Raw genomic sequence first — 16,748 nt, 5'->3', positions numbered from 1 at the left:
TTGGGCGACAATCGCCGCAGACCGACTGACGAAGGAGCCGTAATGCGAGCGGAAGTTGGGGAGCGGACGACCCGTTCCGGAACCGCGGGCGGCAACCTCGCCCTCGCCACGGCGGCGTTCACGCTGACCTTCTGGGCCTGGAACCTGATCGGCCCGCTGTCACGGAGCTACAGCGAGGACCTGGGCCTCACGCCCACGCAGACGTCGATCCTGGTGGCCTTCCCCGTACTGGTGGGCTCCCTGGGGCGCATCCCGGTGGGCACCCTGACCGACCGCTACGGCGGCCGGGTGATGTTCACGGCCCTCTGCCTGCTCAGCATCGTCCCGACCCTCCTCGTCGGGCTGTCCGCGAACTCCTACCCGATGCTGCTGCTCTGGGGCTTCTTCCTCGGGATCGCGGGCACCTCGTTCGCCGTCGGGATCCCGTTCGTCAACGCCTGGTACCAGGCCAACCGGCGCGGGTTCGCCACGGGCGTGTTCGGCGCGGGCATGGGCGGGACGGCGCTGTCGGCCTTCCTGACCCCGCGCCTGGTCGAGGCCATGGGTGTGCTCACCACTCACCTGCTCATGTGCGTGGCGCTCGCGGTGATGGGCGCGGTCATGTGGTTCCTGGCCCGGAACTCGCCCGAGTGGAGCCCGCGGACCGAACCCGCCCTGCCGCGCATGCGCGAGGCGCTCGCCCTCAGGGCCACCTGGCAGGCCTCGGCGCTCTACGCCCTGGTGTTCGGCGGTTTCGTGGCCTTCTCCACGTACCTGCCGACCCTGCTCACCACCGCCTACGACTTCGCGCAGACCGACGCGGGCATGCGCACCGCCGGTTTCGCCGTGGCCGCGGTGATCGCCCGTCCGGTCGGCGGCATCCTGTCGGACCGGATCGGTCCGGTGCGGGTCTGCCTGATCTCCTTCTTCGGCACGTGCGCCTTCGCGGTCGTCCTCGCGCTCCACCCCCCGGCCGAGTTCCCGGCGGGGTTGTCCTTCGTGCTGATCGCACTGTCCCTGGGCCTGGGCACCGGCGCCGTGTTCGCGCTGGTCGCCAAGCTCGTGGACCCGTCCCGGGTGGGTACGGTGACGGGTCTGGTGGGTGCCGCCGGAGGCCTCGGCGGCTACTTCCCGCCTCTGCTCATGGGCGTGGTGTACCAGGCCACTGGCGCCTACACGCTGGGCTTCGTCCTGCTGGCGGTGGTCGCGCTCGTCGTGGCGCTGTACACCACACGGGCCTTCCGCGACGTCACCTGACCGCCCCGTCCACAGGCTGTGGACGGGGCGGGGTTCACAGCGCCGCGAGGTCCCGGGCGCGGACCAGGACCGCCGACCGGTTGCCGACCTTCACCCGTTCCAGGGCCCGGACGCCCTCCGGCAGCGGCACCCGGCGGGTGCGCGCCGTCACGACCACCACCGCGCTCCGGGGCAGCACGCGGCCCATCGAGGAGAGCAGGGCGCGGATCGGGTCGCCGTCGGGGACGCACCCGTCCCAGTGGGTCATCTCGCCATAGGGGACATCAGTGATCACGAGGTCGGCGTCGACCGGGTCCGTCATCGTGAAGACGTCGGCCACCCCCGACTCGTGCGGGAGGTCCCCGCCCATGGCGGCCAACCCGGCGGCCAGGTCGCGGGCGGACCCGGCCCGCTCCACGAACGCCACCCGGCCGAAGTCCCGGGCCGAACGGCGCAGCTCCCGCTCCCGCTCGGCCAGCCCCTCGGCGGTCAGCAGTTCCAGGTTGCGCGCGGCGATACCCACCGCGTCCGCGTCCACGTCGGTGGCCCGCACGTGCGTGAGCTGGTCGCGGTGGAGCAGGCCCAGGACGGCCACCAGGTACCCGCTGCCGCAGCAGGGGTCCCACAGCCGCACCCGGTCGCCCTCCACGTGGACCATCGCCCGTTGGAGGAGTTCACTCGCCATTCTCACGGGAAATCCCGGGTATCCGGGAGCGGACCTCAACACCTGTCCGCTCGCCAGAGCCGAGTGGTCCACACGCTCGGTGGCGTACCGGTAGCTCACAACCGTCCCCCCTGTCACGCGACAACGCCGAAGGCCCGGTGTCTGGGACACCGGGCCTTCGATGATGCGGTCCTGACGGGATTTGAACCCGCGGCCTCCACCTTGACAGGGTGGCGAGCACTCCTAACTGCTCCACAGGACCTCGTTGCAAGAACAACTCTAGCGCGACTTTGGAGCGCTTCGTACCGTGGTCGACCTAGAGTGGCTCACAACGCACCCGAACCCGTGAGAGGACCCCGCGTGAGCGACTCGTCCGCCCCCCTTCCCTCCGGCCCGGACTCCACGCGGGTCGACCGTTGGCTGTGGGCGGTACGCCTCACCAAGACCCGCGCCGACGCCGCCCAGGCCTGCCGCGGCGGGCACGTGCGGGTCAACGACCGGCCGGCCAAACCGGCCATGGTGATCAGGGTCGGCGACCAGGTCAGGGTCCGTCTGCACGGCATCACGCGCATCGTCGACGTGAGCCACGTCATCGTGAAGAGGGTCGGCGCCCCCGTCGCGGCCCGCTGCTACGTGGACCGCACCCCCGCGCAGCCGTCCCAGGCCAGCACCCCGGTGATCCGCCGCGACCGAGGCGCGGGCCGCCCCACCAAGCGGGACCGGCGCCAGTTGGACCGGCTCCGCACGGATTTCCCACCCCCCGCCTGAACCCACCAGGAGCCACAGTGCCCTCCACCATCCCCTTGGCCTCAGGACGCGACGCCGACGTGTTCGCCCTGGACGATCACCGCGTGCTGCGCCGGTACCGCGACGCGCAGGACACCGGCCCCGAGGCCGCCGCCATGGCGCACGCGGCCGAGCACGGCTTTCCCACACCCGAGGTGCACCGGGCCGAGGGTGCCGAACTGGAGATGGAGCGGCTGCACGGTCCCACGATGCTCGACGCGGCCCTGGAGGGACGGCTCACCCCCGAAGGAACCGGCCGGGAGCTGGCCGGGCTCCACACCCGCCTGCACGCCCTCCCCCGCAGGTCCGCGGAAGGCCGGCTCCTGCACCTGGACCTGCACCCCGGCAACGTCGTCCTCACCCCGAGGGGCCCGGTGGTCATCGACTGGACCAACGCCCGGGACGGCGAACCGGGCCTGGACCTGGCGGTGACCGCGCTCCTGTTGGCGCTCACCGGCCTGTGTGGTCCCCGCCCCTTGGCGGCCCTGGCCGGGGCCTGCCTCGATCCCTACCTCAGGAGCGCCGAGGGCGACCCGGCCCGGCTCGTGGACGACGCCGTCGCCCTGCGCCGGGCGGATCCCAACCTCACCCCCGAGGAGGTGTCCCTGCTCCCCCGAGCGGCCGCCCTCGTCCGCCGGGAGCACTGAGAACCCGGCGTCACCGGTCGGCGGGGGCCAGGGGGTTCGCGGCGAGGAAGGCCAGGACGGCCTCGGTCGCCTTGGGCGCCGCCTCGTGCAGGTAGCCGTGACGGGCACCGGGCAGGACCAGCAGTTCCGCGTCGGGAACGCGCTCGGCGAGCAGTTCCGCGTTGCCGACCGGTGTGAGTTCGTCGTCCTCGCCGTGCACCACCAGGGTCGGGGACTGGACACGGGGCAGCAGGTCCCAGCCGTCGTGCTTCAGGCTGGCCTCGTAGTGGCGGCGCTGCGCGCGCAGCGGGTTGCGGGGCAGCACACGGGTGACCGTCTCCGGGTGCGCCAACGCCCACTCGGGCGTGTAGAACAACGGGCCGATCAGCCCTCGCCCCTCATCACCGCTGGCCTTGCGCAGCGCCAGGGACGCGTGCTCGGGACGCTCCACCTCGTGCTCCCCACCGGGGGCGGTGGAGCCGAGCACCAGGGCGCCGACCCGTTCGGGGGCGATCGCGGCGAGCGTCTGGGCGACCTTCCCGCCCATGGAGAACCCGTAGACGTGCGCGCGCCCGAGTCCGAGGTCGTCCATGACGGCGAGGACGTCCTTGGCCAGGAGTTCCATGCTGTACGCCCGGTCCAGCGGGGCGTCGCTGCCACCGGTGCCCCGCAGGTCCACGCGCACCACCCGGTGGCGTTCGGCGAGGTCCTCGTACACCCCGTCCCACATCTCGTGGTCCAGGGACTGCCCGTGGATCAGTACCAGGGCCTCCCCCGCACCGTGGACGTCGTACCAGATTCGGGTTCCGTCTGCGGCGGTCGCGTGGTTCACGTCAACGGACACTACCCGACAATCCCGGCGCCCACGGGGCGTGGCCGGATGGATCACCGGTTCGTGACCTTCGTCCGCGAACCAAACCCCCTTCTGCGAGCATCTTCCCAGGTCCCATCGTCCTTGGGTGAGGTCCACCCGAACCGGTTGAAGGAGCGCGCATGAGTTCTCCCGTCATCGCCACCGACACCGACCAGGGCCCCCGGCCGAGCCAACAGGACGCCTGCGCGCACCAGGTCGAGTCCGCCTCCGACGGTTGGCGGGCCGCGGTGGCCGACGGGTTCGGGGACCACCCCGACACCGCGCGGGCCGCGCAGCTCGCGGCCGACACGGCCACGTCGGCTCCGGGCGAGGCCCTGGACGCGGTCCTGGCCGCCGCTCGGGCGATCACCCGGGCCCACCCCGGCACCGACTGCGTGATGGCCCACGCCCGCCAGGACGCCCCCGACGACCCCATAGACATCGCGTGGGTCGGTGATTGCCGGGTGTGGACCTGGAGCCCCGGCGAGGGTCTGCGCCAGCACACCCGGGACCACACGCACGGGCAGGAGCTGCGCGACAGGTGGGCCTCGGACGAACTTGCCCGGACCTGCGACCACACGGTCACCACCTCGGTCGCCACCGCGGGCCCCGACGACATCGGCACCACCACCGCGCCCGCTGCCGACCTCACCCTGTTCACCTGCGACGGTGTGCACGACTACGTGGACGAGCGGCTGATGGCCGAGCTGGTCGCCGACCACGCGCACGATCCCGACACCCTGGTCCGCGTCCTGGTGGACGCCGCGCGTGAGGCGGAGAGCACCGACAACGCCACCGCCCTGGTGATCAGGTCGGCCCCGGTCCCCGTCGCCCACCGGACCCGGCAGGAACGCCTCCTGGACAGCCTGGAGAGCTTCGGCGCGCCGGGGTGCCTCCCAGAGAACCCGGAACTCCTGCTTGACGCGCTGGCCGAGGACCGCGCCGCCGGGATCGCCTGCGACCGCTTCCTGCTGCGCGACGGCACCACCTACTGGTGCACGAAGGACTCCGACCACACCGACCACCACGTGAGCTGGCACGGCGTCACCTGGTGAACCGCCTCGGCGCGCACGAAGAAGCCCCCGCCGCCTGGTTTCCCAGGTGACGGGGGCTCTCTGAACTCGATGTGGCTAGGGGCGGGGTCGAACCGCCGACCTTCCGCTTTTCAGGCGGACGCTCGTACCAACTGAGCTACCTAGCCGCGGCGCCGATTCCCTCGGCGACGCACGCGGTCCTGACGGGATTTGAACCCGCGGCCTCCACCTTGACAGGGTGGCGAGCACTCCTAACTGCTCCACAGGACCTTGTTCAGTTGTCACGCCCGGCCTCGCGGCCCTGCGTGTCGCTGCGGTTCTCATTCTGCCAGATACCCGGCAGTGCTCTGACCGCTTCGTACCCCCAACGGGATTCGAACCCGCGCTACCGCCTTGAAAGGGCGGCGTCCTGGGCCGCTAGACGATGGGGGCCCGTGTAGACAGCCCAAGCATAGGGGAGATTCCCACCAACGCCAAAGCGAATGCCCGAGTCAGCCCAAACCCTCCGGGGCCCGCGCCGACGCGGGGCCTACGACGACTCCTCGCTCGGGGTCGCACGCTCGTCCTCCTCCTCTTCCGGCTCACCGATCCGCCGGTCGGGGTCCGCTTCGATGTGCCGCTCGACCTGCGCCGACGTGAGCCCGATGCCCCCGAGGTCGATGTCGTCGCGGGCCTGGAGGCGGCCGGTCTCCGCGTCGAAGTACAGGACCGACGCCTGGTACGGCGTGGGACGACCCGAACCGTGATCCAGACCACGCAGTCCCGCGCCGCCGGTGGAACCCTGCACGAGGAACCTGGTGCCCAGGTCGGTGAGTTCGGTGGAGCGCAGGTGCTCGTTCCCGGCCAGGACCAGCGGAACCACACCGTCGAAGGGCCGGGCCTGGGTGCGCGTGTGCAGGATCGCGACGTCCACGTCGTCCCCGCCGCCCCTGATCGACGCCGCCTGCTCCTCACCAAGAGCGGCCACACCCGCGGCGTCCGGGTTGAGCCGGGTGGCGTCCGGGGTGAACCGGGGATCGCCCGCGCCGTAGAAGGTGAGGCCGCCGACCTCCTCGACGTCACCGTCCAGCACCACCGCGTTGGACTGGGCCGCCACCGCCCGCTGGGTGCCCATGGAGTCGTGCTGGCCGCGCACCCACACGTAGGGCACGTCCAGCTTCCCGATCTCGTCGGCGAAGACGTCCTCCGCCGCGCTGCCGCGATCGGTGAGGTCGCCGGAGTCCACGATCACGTCGACCCCGTACTGCTCCCGCAGCGTGCTGATGATGCTCCACGACGCCGGGTTGAGCTGGATGTCGGACACGTGCAGCACCCGGATGACGGACTCGTCGTCGTCGTACACCGGCAGCGAGGACGTGGCCTCGTAGATCATCGACACGTTGCCGACCAGCCCCGCGAGCTGTTCCTGGTACTCGCTGAACCTGCTGACGACGTCGTCGGCGCTGCCCACCACCTGCGGGGCACCCGCGATGAGCCCGGTGTAGCGCGGCTCCGCGATGGCGCTCGGGTTGAAGGTCAGCCCCGCCAGGCCGCCGAAGCCCACCAGGACGAGCAGCGAGGTGGCCCCGCTCGCCAGGGCGCGCCAGGCGCTCCGGAACAGCAGCAGGCCCATCAGGGCCGCGCCGAGGGTCGCCACGAGCAGGGAGCGCAGCAGGAGGGCGGTCACACCGCTCGTGAGGTCGGCGCCGATCCCCGCGGCCATACGGTCGATGGCGTCGGGGTCGGCGAACATCTCCTCGGCCGCCGAGAGCCGGATGTCGGTGATGGTCGCCTCGAGTCTCAGGGGCGCCGTGTGGGTGTCGAAGGCCAGCTGACCCAGAGGGGCGACGTTGACGACGGTCTCACCGTGCCACTGGGGGCTCAGGGCGAAGGTGACGTCGGCCGGTCCGATCGGCGTGACCACCTGGCCGCCCAGGGCCAGCCCGAGCCAGCCCCCGACCAGTCCCGCGACGACGACGCAGCTCCACCGCCACACACGTCCGGCACGCCACCGGCGAAGGGCCATTCGGGACCGTTCGAGGGCCCCCCGGTAGTCGTAAGCGCGGATCTCTCCCCAAGACAACACACCCCCATCATGCCGTTGACTGGCGCCGTTCCCAATGTTTCCTCCCGTCCAGAGTGTTATGTCTCTTCCTCGCCACCCCGGGAAGGCAGCACAATGGCAGGCGTGGTTGAACTGACACGCAGGGACTTCGAGGAACTGGTGGCCGACGCCCTGGACCAGATCCCCCCGGAGTTGGCCCGGCTCATGGACAACGTGGTGATCACGGTCGCGGAGGAGTCCCCGGAGGGCCTGCTCGGCCTGTACGAGGGGATTCCGCTGACCGAGCGCGGCGACTCCTACTTCGGGGTGCTCCCGGACCAGATCTTCATCTACCGACGCAACATCTGCGCGATGTGCGAGACCCCGGACCAGGTGGTCGACGAGGTGCTCGTCACCGTCATCCACGAGATCGCGCACCACTTCGGGATCGACGACGCCCGGCTCACCGAACTCGGTTGGGGCTGATCGGGCCGGAGATGCTCACCCAGAGCGATATTCCGAGGGAATAGAGGTCCGAAGATCCCATAAATTCTGGCATCTGGGGACATGATTCCCATTCGTGACACCATTTCGGCGAGTAACGAGCCCCCTCCCCGCCCAACACCCCCGGAGGCCGCACGAGACCCTCCTTCAACGGCACCCACCTGGGAAAACAATCCGAACAGCAACCTTCGGGGGCGATACCGAATCACACCGGGAGACATTACTCGGAGCAACGAATCAGACACGAATTCACCCAACCCGCTTGCCAGCCCGACCCTCTTCCGGAACCGTTGGTCATGGGAACACGACACAGTGTGATTCACCTCTGTGACAGTAAGGGAGCGCCTGGTGGGCAATCCGAGCCTCGACAAGGCCGCCGACGGCGGGGATCCCGCATCTCCGAAGGCGCGGGACGACAAATGGCGGAGCAGTTACCGCGACGTCATGGCGATAGCCGAGTTCCGTTCCATGTGGTTGGCGCACGCCCTGTCGGTGATCGGCGCCAACCTGCTGAACATCACTTCCAGCGTCCTGGTCTACCAACTGACGGACTCGGCCTTCGCCGCCGGGGTCACGCTGGCCGTGATGTTCCTGCCGCCGATCCTCGCCGGTCCGCTGTTCTCCGGGCTCGCGGACATCCTGCCGCGTCGCCAGGTGATGGTGGCCTGCGACGTGATCCGGGCCGTGGTCATCGTCATCGTCGGAATCCCCGGCATGCCGGTCTGGGCGGTCTGGGCGCTGCTGTTCCTCTCGATCCTGCCGTCGATCCCGTTCTCGGCGGCCCGTGCGGCCCTGCTCAGCCAGATCGTCCAGGGCGAGCGCTACGTGGCCAGCACCGCGATCATCCAGCTGACCGCGCAGGTCGGGATGCTCCTCGGGCTGATCGCGGGCGGTGTGATCGTCACCTTCGTCAGCCCCAACATCACCCTGATGTCCACGGGCGTGCTCTTCGTCCTGTCGGCGGTGATCGTGCGCTTCGGCGTGAGGGCCCGCCCCGCTCCGGCGCGTGAGGAGAACGGCGAGAAGCGGCCCGGACTCCTGGTGATGACCCGGGACGGCGCCAAGCTCGTCTTCAGCGACCCCAAGCTGCGCGTGCTGGCCCTGCTCGCCTGGCTCGCGGGCCTGTACTCGATCCCCTACGGGCTGGCCAACCCCATGGCCGCAGAAGCGGGCGCAGGACCCGCCGCGGCCGGGTTCATCATGGCGGGCCAGTCGATCGGGGCGCTCGTGGGCGGTTTCGTCCTCACCCGGCTGATCCCCCCGCCGACCCGAACCCGCCTGCTCGGTCCGCTGGCGATCCTCACCTGCGTGCCGCTGCTGCTCTGGGTACTCCAGATGCCGCTGTGGATGATGATCGCCGCCCTGACGCTCTGCGGGGCGGCCGGTTCGTACCAGTTCGTGGCCAACGCGGCCTTCGTCCTCTGCGTGCCAAAGGAGGGCCGCGGGCTGGCCTTCGGCCTGGTCGCCTCGGGGCTCCAGGCCGCGCAGGGCATCGGCATCCTGCTGTCCAGCTACTTCGTCGAGCTCACCAGCACCAGCACGGTGATCGTCGGTGCCGGACTGCTCGCCCTGGTCTCCGCGATCGCCCTCTCCGTCCCCTGGGCACGGATGTCCAGGGAGGTGGCCGAGCGGATGGAGGCGACCGAGTCGGAGTCGGCCTCCTAGGGCGTGTGAGCGCCGAGCACGGCCTAGCGCTCGGCGCGGTGCTCCACGGGCTGGTCACAGGACTGGTCGGTCTCTCGTTCCTCCCGTGGGGCACACAGCTCGCGCCGCTGCCAACCGGGGTGTGCGCGCAGGGTCCACATCAGTTGTCACTCGACTTTCCCTGGAAGTTACGGATGATCTGCTCCAGCAGCGAACGCCGCTCGCTCTCGGCCGGCATGAGCAGCCAGGCCAGGATGTAGATCGGGATACCGGCCATGCCCAGCAGGGCCAGGACCACGAAGACGATCCGGATGATCGTGGAGTCCACACCGGTGTAGGCGGCGATGCCCCCGCAGACGCCGGTCAGGAAGCGGTCGGTCTCGCTGCGCTGGAGCCTCTTGCTGGCGAAGTTCTCGTTCATACCTCCACCTTGCCCGCTGACGACGACGATTCCCATCGGGGAGAGCCCTGGGCGGTCCCTGATCTCCGTCCCCGAAGGTCCGACGGCGTCGAACCCCGGGACGTTCCTGAGACGTGGCGCACATCAGCCCCGACGTTCGGGGGCGAAGACCTCTCCCAACGTCCGGAAGGCCTCGCCGAGGTGGGCGCGCAGTTCGTCGATCCCCTCCTCCGCCTGTTCCGGGACCATCTTCATGGACTGGCGCATGGAGGCCATGGCGGCGGCGGCCGCCACCTGGGATCGGGTGTCGTCGGCGGGGACCCCCGCGCGCTCGGCGATCGCGGCCGCCACGCTCCGCTCGACGTCGTGGAAGCGCCCCAGCAGACCGGGCAGGAGGTGGGGTTCCCGGTCGATGAGCTGCCTGCGCAGGGCGATCTCGGCACGCTGCTTGCCGAGGTCACCCGAGACGACGAGGGAGGCCATCAGGAGGGAGCCGAGGTCGTCGGTGAACACACCGGTGGGGCCACCGGCCACGAACGCCGCGTGCGCCTCCTCGTCCAGGGAGACGGGGACGTCGTCGAGGAGCGCGTCCTCCTTGGTCGCGAAGTAGTTGAAGAAGGTCCGGGGCGAGACGTCGGCCTCGGCCGAGATCGCCTCCACGGTCACGTTCTCCAGACCGCGCTCCAGGGTGAGCCGCACGGCGGCCTCCCGCAGAGCCCGACGCGTGGCCAGCTTCTTGCGTTCTCGCAGCCCCATAGGTCCTCCCTTGCACGAACAACTATTACAGCCCGCGCAACATTTCTCCATGTGTACTTTTGCACGCTCCCGGGCCACCTTCAGGGTCGCCCCTCCGGGTTCCCTCAGGGACGCGGCCCGCCAGCGCCCGGTGATCATCTCACTCCCCTGCGACCTTCGAACCTGGACCGTCACCCCCCGAGAGAGGCCCCACATGTGCGCGCTGACAGGCGAATCCACTGCTCCGCAACTCCTGTGGTATCCGGTAGGATGTCGTCTTGTGTGACGTTCCCCAGGTCAGCTGGGCACGCCACGGGGCCTTAGCTCAACTGGCAGAGCAGCGGACTTTTAATCCGCGGGTTCGGGGTTCGATCCCCCGGGGCCCTACCACCCTTCACTTGGAAGAACGCCCGCCGGACCCCGGCGGGCGTTGCCGCGTCGGGACCCGGATGGGACGCGTGCGAGCCCCCTCCCGCTTCCCTTCGACGGCGGAGCGCGCGGTGTCGGCCGGGCGCCGACCGGGCTTCTCTCAGCACCGCGCCGCCGTCGCCTCCGCCGCCTCGTGGGTGGCCTCGGGCAACTCACGCGTGCACGTGCCCGTGGTCAACACGATGCCCACGTGCCCCAGCGTCGACCGCGTGGTCTTCAGGTCCTCCCCAGCCTCCGAAGCGAACGTGGCCGCGCCGTGCCGCGGATCGTGCAGCCGTACCGGCGGCAGTCCGCCCTCCGGGCTTTCCGGAACACGCGGCTCATCCGGTCCGGAGCCGGGCGGCCTCCCTTGATACGGGTGGACACCGGGCCCGGGTCCACGCGCTCCGTTCCCGACTGCCCGCTCCGGCGCTCCTCCAGCGGCGGACGGCCGGGGCCGGGCGGGCCTCCACCACGAGCGGCACGGCACTTTCTGTTTCCGCACCCATTTTTCTGGCACCGCGCGTTGCACCGGATATCGGGATAATGGAATCTTCTGTGCTACTGTCTACGAAGTTGCAGTAGTGGCCCCGTGGAACCTCGCGTTCCTGGGAGATCACCGCAGTGACGGGAAAATCGTCACCTGCGGTTTTCTTCATTTTCGAGCGAGAGGTGCCACCATGGCCACCGGTACAGTCAAGTGGTTCAACGGCGAAAAGGGCTTCGGCTTCATCGAGCAGGACGGCGGCGGCCCGGACGTCTTCGCCCACTACTCGAACATCCAGGCCACGGGCTACCGTGAGCTGGCCGAAGGCCAGGCCGTGCAGTTCGATGCCGTCGCCGGGGCCAAGGGCCCCCAGGCTGAGAACATCACCCTGCGCTAAGCCTGATCCGGGGAGAGCACACTCTCCCCCGCGACGGGGTCCGCCCTCCAGGGGCCGGACCCCGTCTTTTTGTTTCTCCGCCTGATTTCTGGGCGTGGTTTCTCAAAATAGCTTGCTTTACTCGCCCCGGAAATTCTCCAGTCGGGCGTGCAGGTTTCATTCATCCGGTGTACCCGGTTTTCCCTGTGAGGCCGTGAGGCCTCCCGCCCGGCGAACTCCGACGGCGAAAGGCCATTCATGAGTCATCCCCACCCCACCACCAACCGTGCGCGACCGGCCCGGAGCTACGGTCGACAGCGCCCGGGCGGCGCCTCGCGCCCTCGTAACGCGGGCCCCTCCGGGGAGTTCGCGCTCCCCGTCACCGTGACCCCGGCGCTCCCGCCTGCGGACTCCTTCGCGGCGTTGGACATGCCGTCGGCCCTGAAGCGGACCCTGGACCGCCAGGGACTGACGACCCCGTCCGAGATCCAGGCCGCGACCCTGCCCAACTCGCTGGCCGGACGCGACGTGCTGGGCCGCAGCCGGACGGGATCCGGTAAGACCCTGGCCTTCGGCCTGCCCCTGCTCGCCGGCCTCGACGGGCGCCCCGCGGAACCGCAGCGCCCCCTGGCCGTGGTCCTGGCCCCCACCCGGGAGCTGGCACAGCAGGTCGCTGAGTCCTTGGAGCCCTACTCTCGTTCGGTGGGGGTGCGCATCACCACCGTCGTGGGCGGCATGCCCATCCGTCGGCAGACACGCGCCCTACAGCAGGGAACGCACGTGGTCGTGGCCACACCGGGACGGCTGCGCGACCTGATGGAGCGCGGCGACTGCGTGCTGGACCGGGTGGAGACCACCGTCCTGGACGAGGCCGACCAGATGACCGACATGGGCTTCATGCCCCAGGTCACCGCGATCCTCCAGGAGGTGCCGAAGGGCGGGCGGCGCATGCTGTTCTCAGCCACCCTGGACCGGAACGTGGACCAGCTGGTCCGACGTTTCCTCAACGACCCGGTGGTCCACTCGGTCGACCTGTCCGAGGGCGCCGTCTCCACCATGGAGCACCACCTCGTGCACGTCTCGCCCGGCGAGAAGAGGTCCGTCGCCACCAGGATCGCCGCTCGACAGGGCCGGGTGATCATGTTCCTCGACACCAAGCGCGCGGTGGACCGTATGGCCGAACACCTGCTGGCCAACGGGGTGCTCGCCGCGCCCCTGCACGGCGGACGCAGCCAACCCCAGCGCACCCGTACCCTCGACCAGTTCAAGCGGGGCGACGTCACGGCGCTGATCGCGACCAACGTCGCGGCGCGCGGTATCCACGTGGACGGGTTGGACCTGGTCGTCAACATCGACCCGCCGACCGACCACAAGGACTACCTGCACCGGGGCGGGCGCACCGCCCGGGCCGGTGAGTCCGGGAACGTGGTCACGCTGGTGATGCCCGCCCAGCGCCGCGACATGACCCGCCTGGTGGCCAGGGCCCGGATCGAACCGCGCACCCTGGGCGCCGGAGCGGACACTCCGGAGTTGGCCGAGGTGACCGGGGCCCGCGAACCTTCGGGACTGCCGGTGACCGTGCGGTCCGCCAGGCCACAGGAGTGCGCCCGCACGCAGGCACCCCGCGGACGTCGCCGCCCGCGCCGCTGACCCCAGGTTCCGCTCCGGAGTCCCCCTCTCTCCGGAACAGGAACACCCCACCTGGAGGCGTCGGCCGGTGCTGACCAGGGCCCACACCGAGTGGGCCCGGCCTGACCGCGACGGTCCCGAAGGGCTCAGGACGGCGCGCCTTCGGCTTCACCGGTCGTTGGCGCGCTGTTGCTCGTTGATGCGCAGGGCCTCCTCCAGCTGGTCCTCGAGGATGATGATCCGGCAGGCGGACTCGATCGGTGTCCCCTCGTCGACGAGTTCGCGAGCGCGGGAGGCGATCTTGANGTACAACCGTGCGCCGGTCAAGCCCTACCGCGTCCTTCTGTGGCCTCCCCTGTGCGAGCGGGAGCCCGGTACTGCCGAAAAACGGTACAGCGTTACTGCGTTACTGCGGTCCTACCGGCCCCCGGTGCCTTGACGCACGTGCGCACCGTCGAGCCGTCCATCCCTCCACCGGCGTATCCGGTGGTCCAGCCGTGTGTCTCAGTGGCTATGACAGAAAACGTAGCACCACCAGACAGCCATGTCTACTCTGACCAATACAAGTTTTCGCCCGCCTGAGGGGAAGACTAGTTCTCGCAGTGAAGGAGCCGCCCGTTGCTGAGTAGCGAGCTCGCCGCGCTGGCCGGCGTCACCGTCCGCACCTTGCGCCACTACCACCAGATCGGGCTGCTGCCCGAGCCCCCGCGGTCGAGCGGGGGCTACCGGCGCTACGACGTGGGCCACCTCGTCCGACTCCTGCGCATCACCAGGATGACCTCGCTGGGTGTCCAGCTGTCCGTACTGCCCTCGGTGCTGGACGATCCGGAGGCCGCGGAGGAGCTCCTGGACGAGCTCGACGACCAGGCCGCGGAGGAGATCGAACGGCTCACCCGGCGCCGGGCCGACATCGCGGCGCTGCGACGCAGCGGCACCCCGCCGGATCTGCCCCCGGAGCTCTCGGTCTGGCGCCCCGCACCCGAAGCGGGGACGCCGACGAACATGGCCCGGCACGAACACGAACAGCTGGTCCTGGCCGCACACCTGCTCGGCCCGGCGGCGTTCGGCGCCCTGTTCGGCGGCCCGTCCGTGCCCGCGAACGTCACGGCGCGCTTCTACTCCCTCGACGCCGACGCCCCGGACGACGAGGTCTCGTCCCTGGTCAACGAACTCCTCGCGCACGTCAGACCGGTCGTGGCCGGTCTGACCGAACTGCCCCCGCTCGACGCGCGGGGCTCGGCACTGTTGGACCAGCTGAACGCGCAGAACCTCCATCCCGTACAGCAACGCGTGCTGCGCCAGCTCCAGCATCGGTTGGAGCAGGACGACTCCTGAATGTGTCCCACGTCACTTGGTTCGGTCTTGAGTCGGACGCGACGTCGGGGTCTGGACTGGGTGCTGCCCGCACCCACCGACCCTAGGGATTCGCCATGACCGCATCGTCGAGAACGCTGGCCGTCGAGGAGTTCTTCGGCCCCCCGACCCGGAGTCGCGCCCTACTGTCGCCGGAGGGCACGAAGGTGGCCTACCTCGCGCCGTGGCGGGAGCGGCTCAACGTGTTCGTCCGTGACCTGGACTCGGACTGGGCCGACCCCGACGCCCCGGGGATCCGGCGCGTCACCTCGGACACCCGGCGCAACGTCGAGAGCTTCTTCTGGAGCGCCGACGGCCGATACCTGTTGTTCCAGCAGGACAACGACGGCGACGAGAACTGGCACCTGCACCGTGCCGACATGACCCGGCCCGAGGAGGCCCCGGTCGACCTGACTCCCTATGAGGGCGTACGGCTGATCGGCGCGCAGCTCCCGCCGGATCGGCCCGGGACGGCCCACGTCCAGCTCAACATGCGCCGTCCCGACCTGGTCGACCTCTTCGAACTCGACCTGACGACCGGCGGGCTCACAAGCGTCGCGGAGAACCCCGGCGACGTCGTGTCCTGGCTGCGCGCCCCGAACCGGTTGCTCGCCTTCACCATGGAGGAGGGGGGCGACCACGTGCTCTCGGAGTGGGACGGGGACGACCGGCGCCCGATCGCGCGGTTCTCCGGCACCGACGCCCCCTTCGGGCTCCTGCCCGCCGCGCTCACCCCCGACGGAGAAGGACTGTGGACCGGTTCCGCGCGCGGATCGGACCGCACCCGCCTGGTCCGGGTCGACCTGGACACCGGTGAGGAGACCGGGGTGGACAGCCACCCCGTGTTCGACCTGGACACCCCGCGTCCCGAGGCCGACCCGCGCTTCCCGTCCTCGCTCATCCTGCACCCGGGGACCGGGGACCTCCTCGGCGCCCGCTACCTCGGCGCGCGTCAGGAGGTCCACGCGCTCGACCCGCACTTCGCCGCGGTACTGCCCCGACTTGAGGAGCTGTCCGACGGCGACCTCGCCCACGTGTCCTGCGACACCACGGCCCAGCGCTGGGTGGTGGACTTCACCCACGACCGCGACCCCGGCGTCACCTGGTTCTACGACCACGGGACGGGGCGGGCACGGCGCCTGTTCCGACCGTTCCCGCACCTGGACCCGGACCAGCTCGCACCGGTCACCCCGATCACGCTGACGGCCCGCGACGGCCTGTCGCTGCCCTGCCACCTCACCCTGCCGACCGGGGTCGAGCCGCGCGGTCTGCCCACCGTGCTGTTGGTGCACGGCGGACCGTGGTACCGGGACAGCTGGGGCTACGACCCCGAGGTCCAGTTCCTGGCCAACCGCGGCTACGCGGTGCTACAGGTCGACTTCCGCGGCTCCACCGGTTACGGCAAGGCCCACACCCAGGCCGCGATCGGGCAGTTCGCCGGGCGCATGCACGACGACCTGATCGACGCGGTCGACTGGGCGGTCGGCCGGGGGTACACCGATCCGGACCGGGTCGCCGTCTACGGCTGCTCCTATGGGGGCTACGCGGCGCTCGTCGGAGCCGCGTTCACCCCCGACCGGTTCGCCGCCGCGGTCAGCTACACGGGGATGTCGGATCTGGTCGACCTGGTCCGGTCGGTCGTCCCGTTCGCCCGCCGTGGCGTCGAGAACAGCTACCTGCGCTACATCGGCGATCCGGACGACCCCCGTCAGGAGGCCGACATGCTCGCCCGCTCGCCCATCAGCCGGGTCGACGACATCACGGCACCCGTGCTGTTGGTCCACGGCGCCAACGACGTGCGTGTCGACCGCCGCCACTCCGACCGCATCGTCGACGCGCTCCGCGCCCGGGGCGCCGAGGTCGAGTACCTGCTGAACGAGACCGAGGGCCACTGGTTCGTCAACACGGACAGCAACGTCGAGCTGTACAGCACGCTCGAGCGCTTCCTGGCCCGTCACCTGGGCGGACGGTCCTAGACGACGGCCACGCGGGGAGAGCCCGGGCCGGAGCG

At 70.3% G+C, this 16,748-nt stretch carries 15 protein-coding genes, 5 tRNA genes and 1 pseudogene; 11 read left to right on the top strand and 10 right to left on the bottom strand.

Annotated features, from left to right (window positions below):
* Positions 1-42: 42 nt before the first annotated feature.
* On the top strand, positions 43-1,236 hold the full coding sequence (locus ADX84_RS14470) for a nitrate/nitrite transporter (RefSeq protein ID WP_049573767.1): 1,194 nt from the start codon (positions 43-45) through the stop codon (positions 1,234-1,236).
* Positions 1,237-1,270: 34 nt separating this feature from the next.
* Here ADX84_RS14470 and ADX84_RS14465 read toward each other — a convergent pair whose 3' ends face one another.
* Together ADX84_RS14465 and ADX84_RS14460 are read right to left on the bottom strand one after the other, a co-directional pair.
* Positions 1,271-1,999 carry an rRNA methyltransferase gene (locus ADX84_RS14465; RefSeq protein WP_049573764.1) on the bottom strand — a complete coding sequence of 243 codons (729 nt, stop codon included), beginning with the start codon at positions 1,997-1,999 and terminating at the stop codon, positions 1,271-1,273.
* 67 nt (positions 2,000-2,066) lie between these two features.
* Positions 2,067-2,141, bottom strand: a tRNA-Asp gene (locus ADX84_RS14460).
* Between the two features lie 98 nt (positions 2,142-2,239).
* Here ADX84_RS14460 and ADX84_RS14455 point away from each other — a divergent pair.
* Together ADX84_RS14455 and ADX84_RS14450 are read left to right on the top strand one after the other, a co-directional pair.
* Positions 2,240-2,647: an RNA-binding S4 domain-containing protein gene (locus ADX84_RS14455; RefSeq protein WP_049573758.1), complete on the top strand. Its 408-nt coding sequence runs from the start codon at positions 2,240-2,242 to the stop codon at positions 2,645-2,647.
* Between the two features lie 17 nt (positions 2,648-2,664).
* Positions 2,665-3,312, top strand: a complete 648-nt coding sequence (locus tag ADX84_RS14450; protein WP_049573753.1) for a phosphotransferase — start codon at positions 2,665-2,667, stop codon at positions 3,310-3,312.
* A gap of 10 nt (positions 3,313-3,322) precedes the next feature.
* Here ADX84_RS14450 and ADX84_RS14445 read toward each other — a convergent pair whose 3' ends face one another.
* Entirely contained in the window at positions 3,323-4,123 is an 801-nt protein-coding gene (locus ADX84_RS14445; protein WP_049573821.1) for an alpha/beta fold hydrolase, read from the bottom strand.
* A 161-nt stretch (positions 4,124-4,284) separates the two neighbouring features.
* Between ADX84_RS14445 and ADX84_RS14440 the strand changes: the two genes are divergently transcribed.
* Positions 4,285-5,199: a PP2C family serine/threonine-protein phosphatase gene (locus ADX84_RS14440; protein ID WP_049573749.1), complete on the top strand. Its 915-nt coding sequence runs from the start codon at positions 4,285-4,287 to the stop codon at positions 5,197-5,199.
* Between the two features lie 72 nt (positions 5,200-5,271).
* Here ADX84_RS14440 and ADX84_RS14435 read toward each other — a convergent pair.
* The 4 genes from ADX84_RS14435 to ADX84_RS14420 form a co-directional block, all read right to left on the bottom strand.
* Positions 5,272-5,345 (bottom strand) — tRNA-Phe (locus ADX84_RS14435).
* Positions 5,346-5,373: 28 nt separating this feature from the next.
* Positions 5,374-5,448, bottom strand: a tRNA-Asp gene (locus tag ADX84_RS14430).
* A gap of 89 nt (positions 5,449-5,537) precedes the next feature.
* Positions 5,538-5,610, bottom strand: a tRNA-Glu gene (locus ADX84_RS14425).
* Positions 5,611-5,707: 97 nt separating this feature from the next.
* Positions 5,708-7,240, bottom strand: a complete 1,533-nt coding sequence (locus ADX84_RS14420; RefSeq protein ID WP_049573819.1) for a metallophosphoesterase — start codon at positions 7,238-7,240, stop codon at positions 5,708-5,710.
* A 96-nt stretch (positions 7,241-7,336) separates the two neighbouring features.
* On the opposite strand from ADX84_RS14420, the gene ADX84_RS14415 reads away from it, so the two are divergent.
* Positions 7,337-7,687 carry a metallopeptidase family protein gene (locus ADX84_RS14415; protein ID WP_049573746.1) on the top strand — a complete coding sequence of 117 codons (351 nt, stop codon included), beginning with the start codon at positions 7,337-7,339 and terminating at the stop codon, positions 7,685-7,687.
* 366 nt (positions 7,688-8,053) lie between these two features.
* Positions 8,054-9,370: an MFS transporter gene (locus ADX84_RS14410; protein WP_049573743.1), complete on the top strand. Its 1,317-nt coding sequence runs from the start codon at positions 8,054-8,056 to the stop codon at positions 9,368-9,370.
* A gap of 139 nt (positions 9,371-9,509) precedes the next feature.
* Here the strand turns inward: ADX84_RS14410 and ADX84_RS14405 are convergent, their stop codons facing one another.
* Positions 9,510-9,770: a PspC domain-containing protein gene (locus tag ADX84_RS14405; protein WP_049573739.1), complete on the bottom strand. Its 261-nt coding sequence runs from the start codon at positions 9,768-9,770 to the stop codon at positions 9,510-9,512.
* A 123-nt stretch (positions 9,771-9,893) separates the two neighbouring features.
* Entirely contained in the window at positions 9,894-10,505 is a 612-nt protein-coding gene (locus ADX84_RS14400) for a TetR/AcrR family transcriptional regulator (protein WP_049573735.1), read from the bottom strand.
* 293 nt (positions 10,506-10,798) lie between these two features.
* On the opposite strand from ADX84_RS14400, the gene ADX84_RS14395 reads away from it, so the two are divergent.
* From ADX84_RS14395 to ADX84_RS14385, 3 genes are all read left to right on the top strand, one after another.
* A tRNA-Lys gene (locus tag ADX84_RS14395) sits at positions 10,799-10,874 on the top strand.
* Between the two features lie 698 nt (positions 10,875-11,572).
* Entirely contained in the window at positions 11,573-11,776 is a 204-nt protein-coding gene (locus ADX84_RS14390) for a cold-shock protein (RefSeq protein ID WP_017542737.1), read from the top strand.
* 237 nt (positions 11,777-12,013) lie between these two features.
* Positions 12,014-13,405 carry a DEAD/DEAH box helicase gene (locus ADX84_RS14385; protein WP_049573731.1) on the top strand — a complete coding sequence of 464 codons (1,392 nt, stop codon included), beginning with the start codon at positions 12,014-12,016 and terminating at the stop codon, positions 13,403-13,405.
* A 147-nt stretch (positions 13,406-13,552) separates the two neighbouring features.
* On the opposite strand, the pseudogene ADX84_RS14380 reads toward ADX84_RS14385, so the two are convergent.
* Positions 13,553-13,689 (bottom strand): annotated as a pseudogene (locus ADX84_RS14380) (MerR family transcriptional regulator); the annotation flags it as partial.
* A gap of 313 nt (positions 13,690-14,002) precedes the next feature.
* Between ADX84_RS14380 and ADX84_RS14375 the strand changes: the two are divergent.
* A complete protein-coding gene (locus ADX84_RS14375; RefSeq protein ID WP_049573727.1) occupies positions 14,003-14,719 on the top strand; it encodes a MerR family transcriptional regulator in 717 nt (238 codons plus the stop codon).
* 95 nt (positions 14,720-14,814) lie between these two features.
* On the top strand, positions 14,815-16,713 hold the full coding sequence (locus ADX84_RS14370) for a S9 family peptidase (protein WP_049573724.1): 1,899 nt from the start codon (positions 14,815-14,817) through the stop codon (positions 16,711-16,713).
* Positions 16,714-16,748 lie beyond the last annotated feature (35 nt).

This window comes from Nocardiopsis sp. SBT366 (assembly GCF_001083815.1).
GTDB lineage: Bacteria > Actinomycetota > Actinomycetes > Streptosporangiales > Streptosporangiaceae > Nocardiopsis > Nocardiopsis prasina.
Note: the sequence above shows the minus strand (reverse complement) of the source record. Positions and strands in the feature narration are given on the sequence as shown.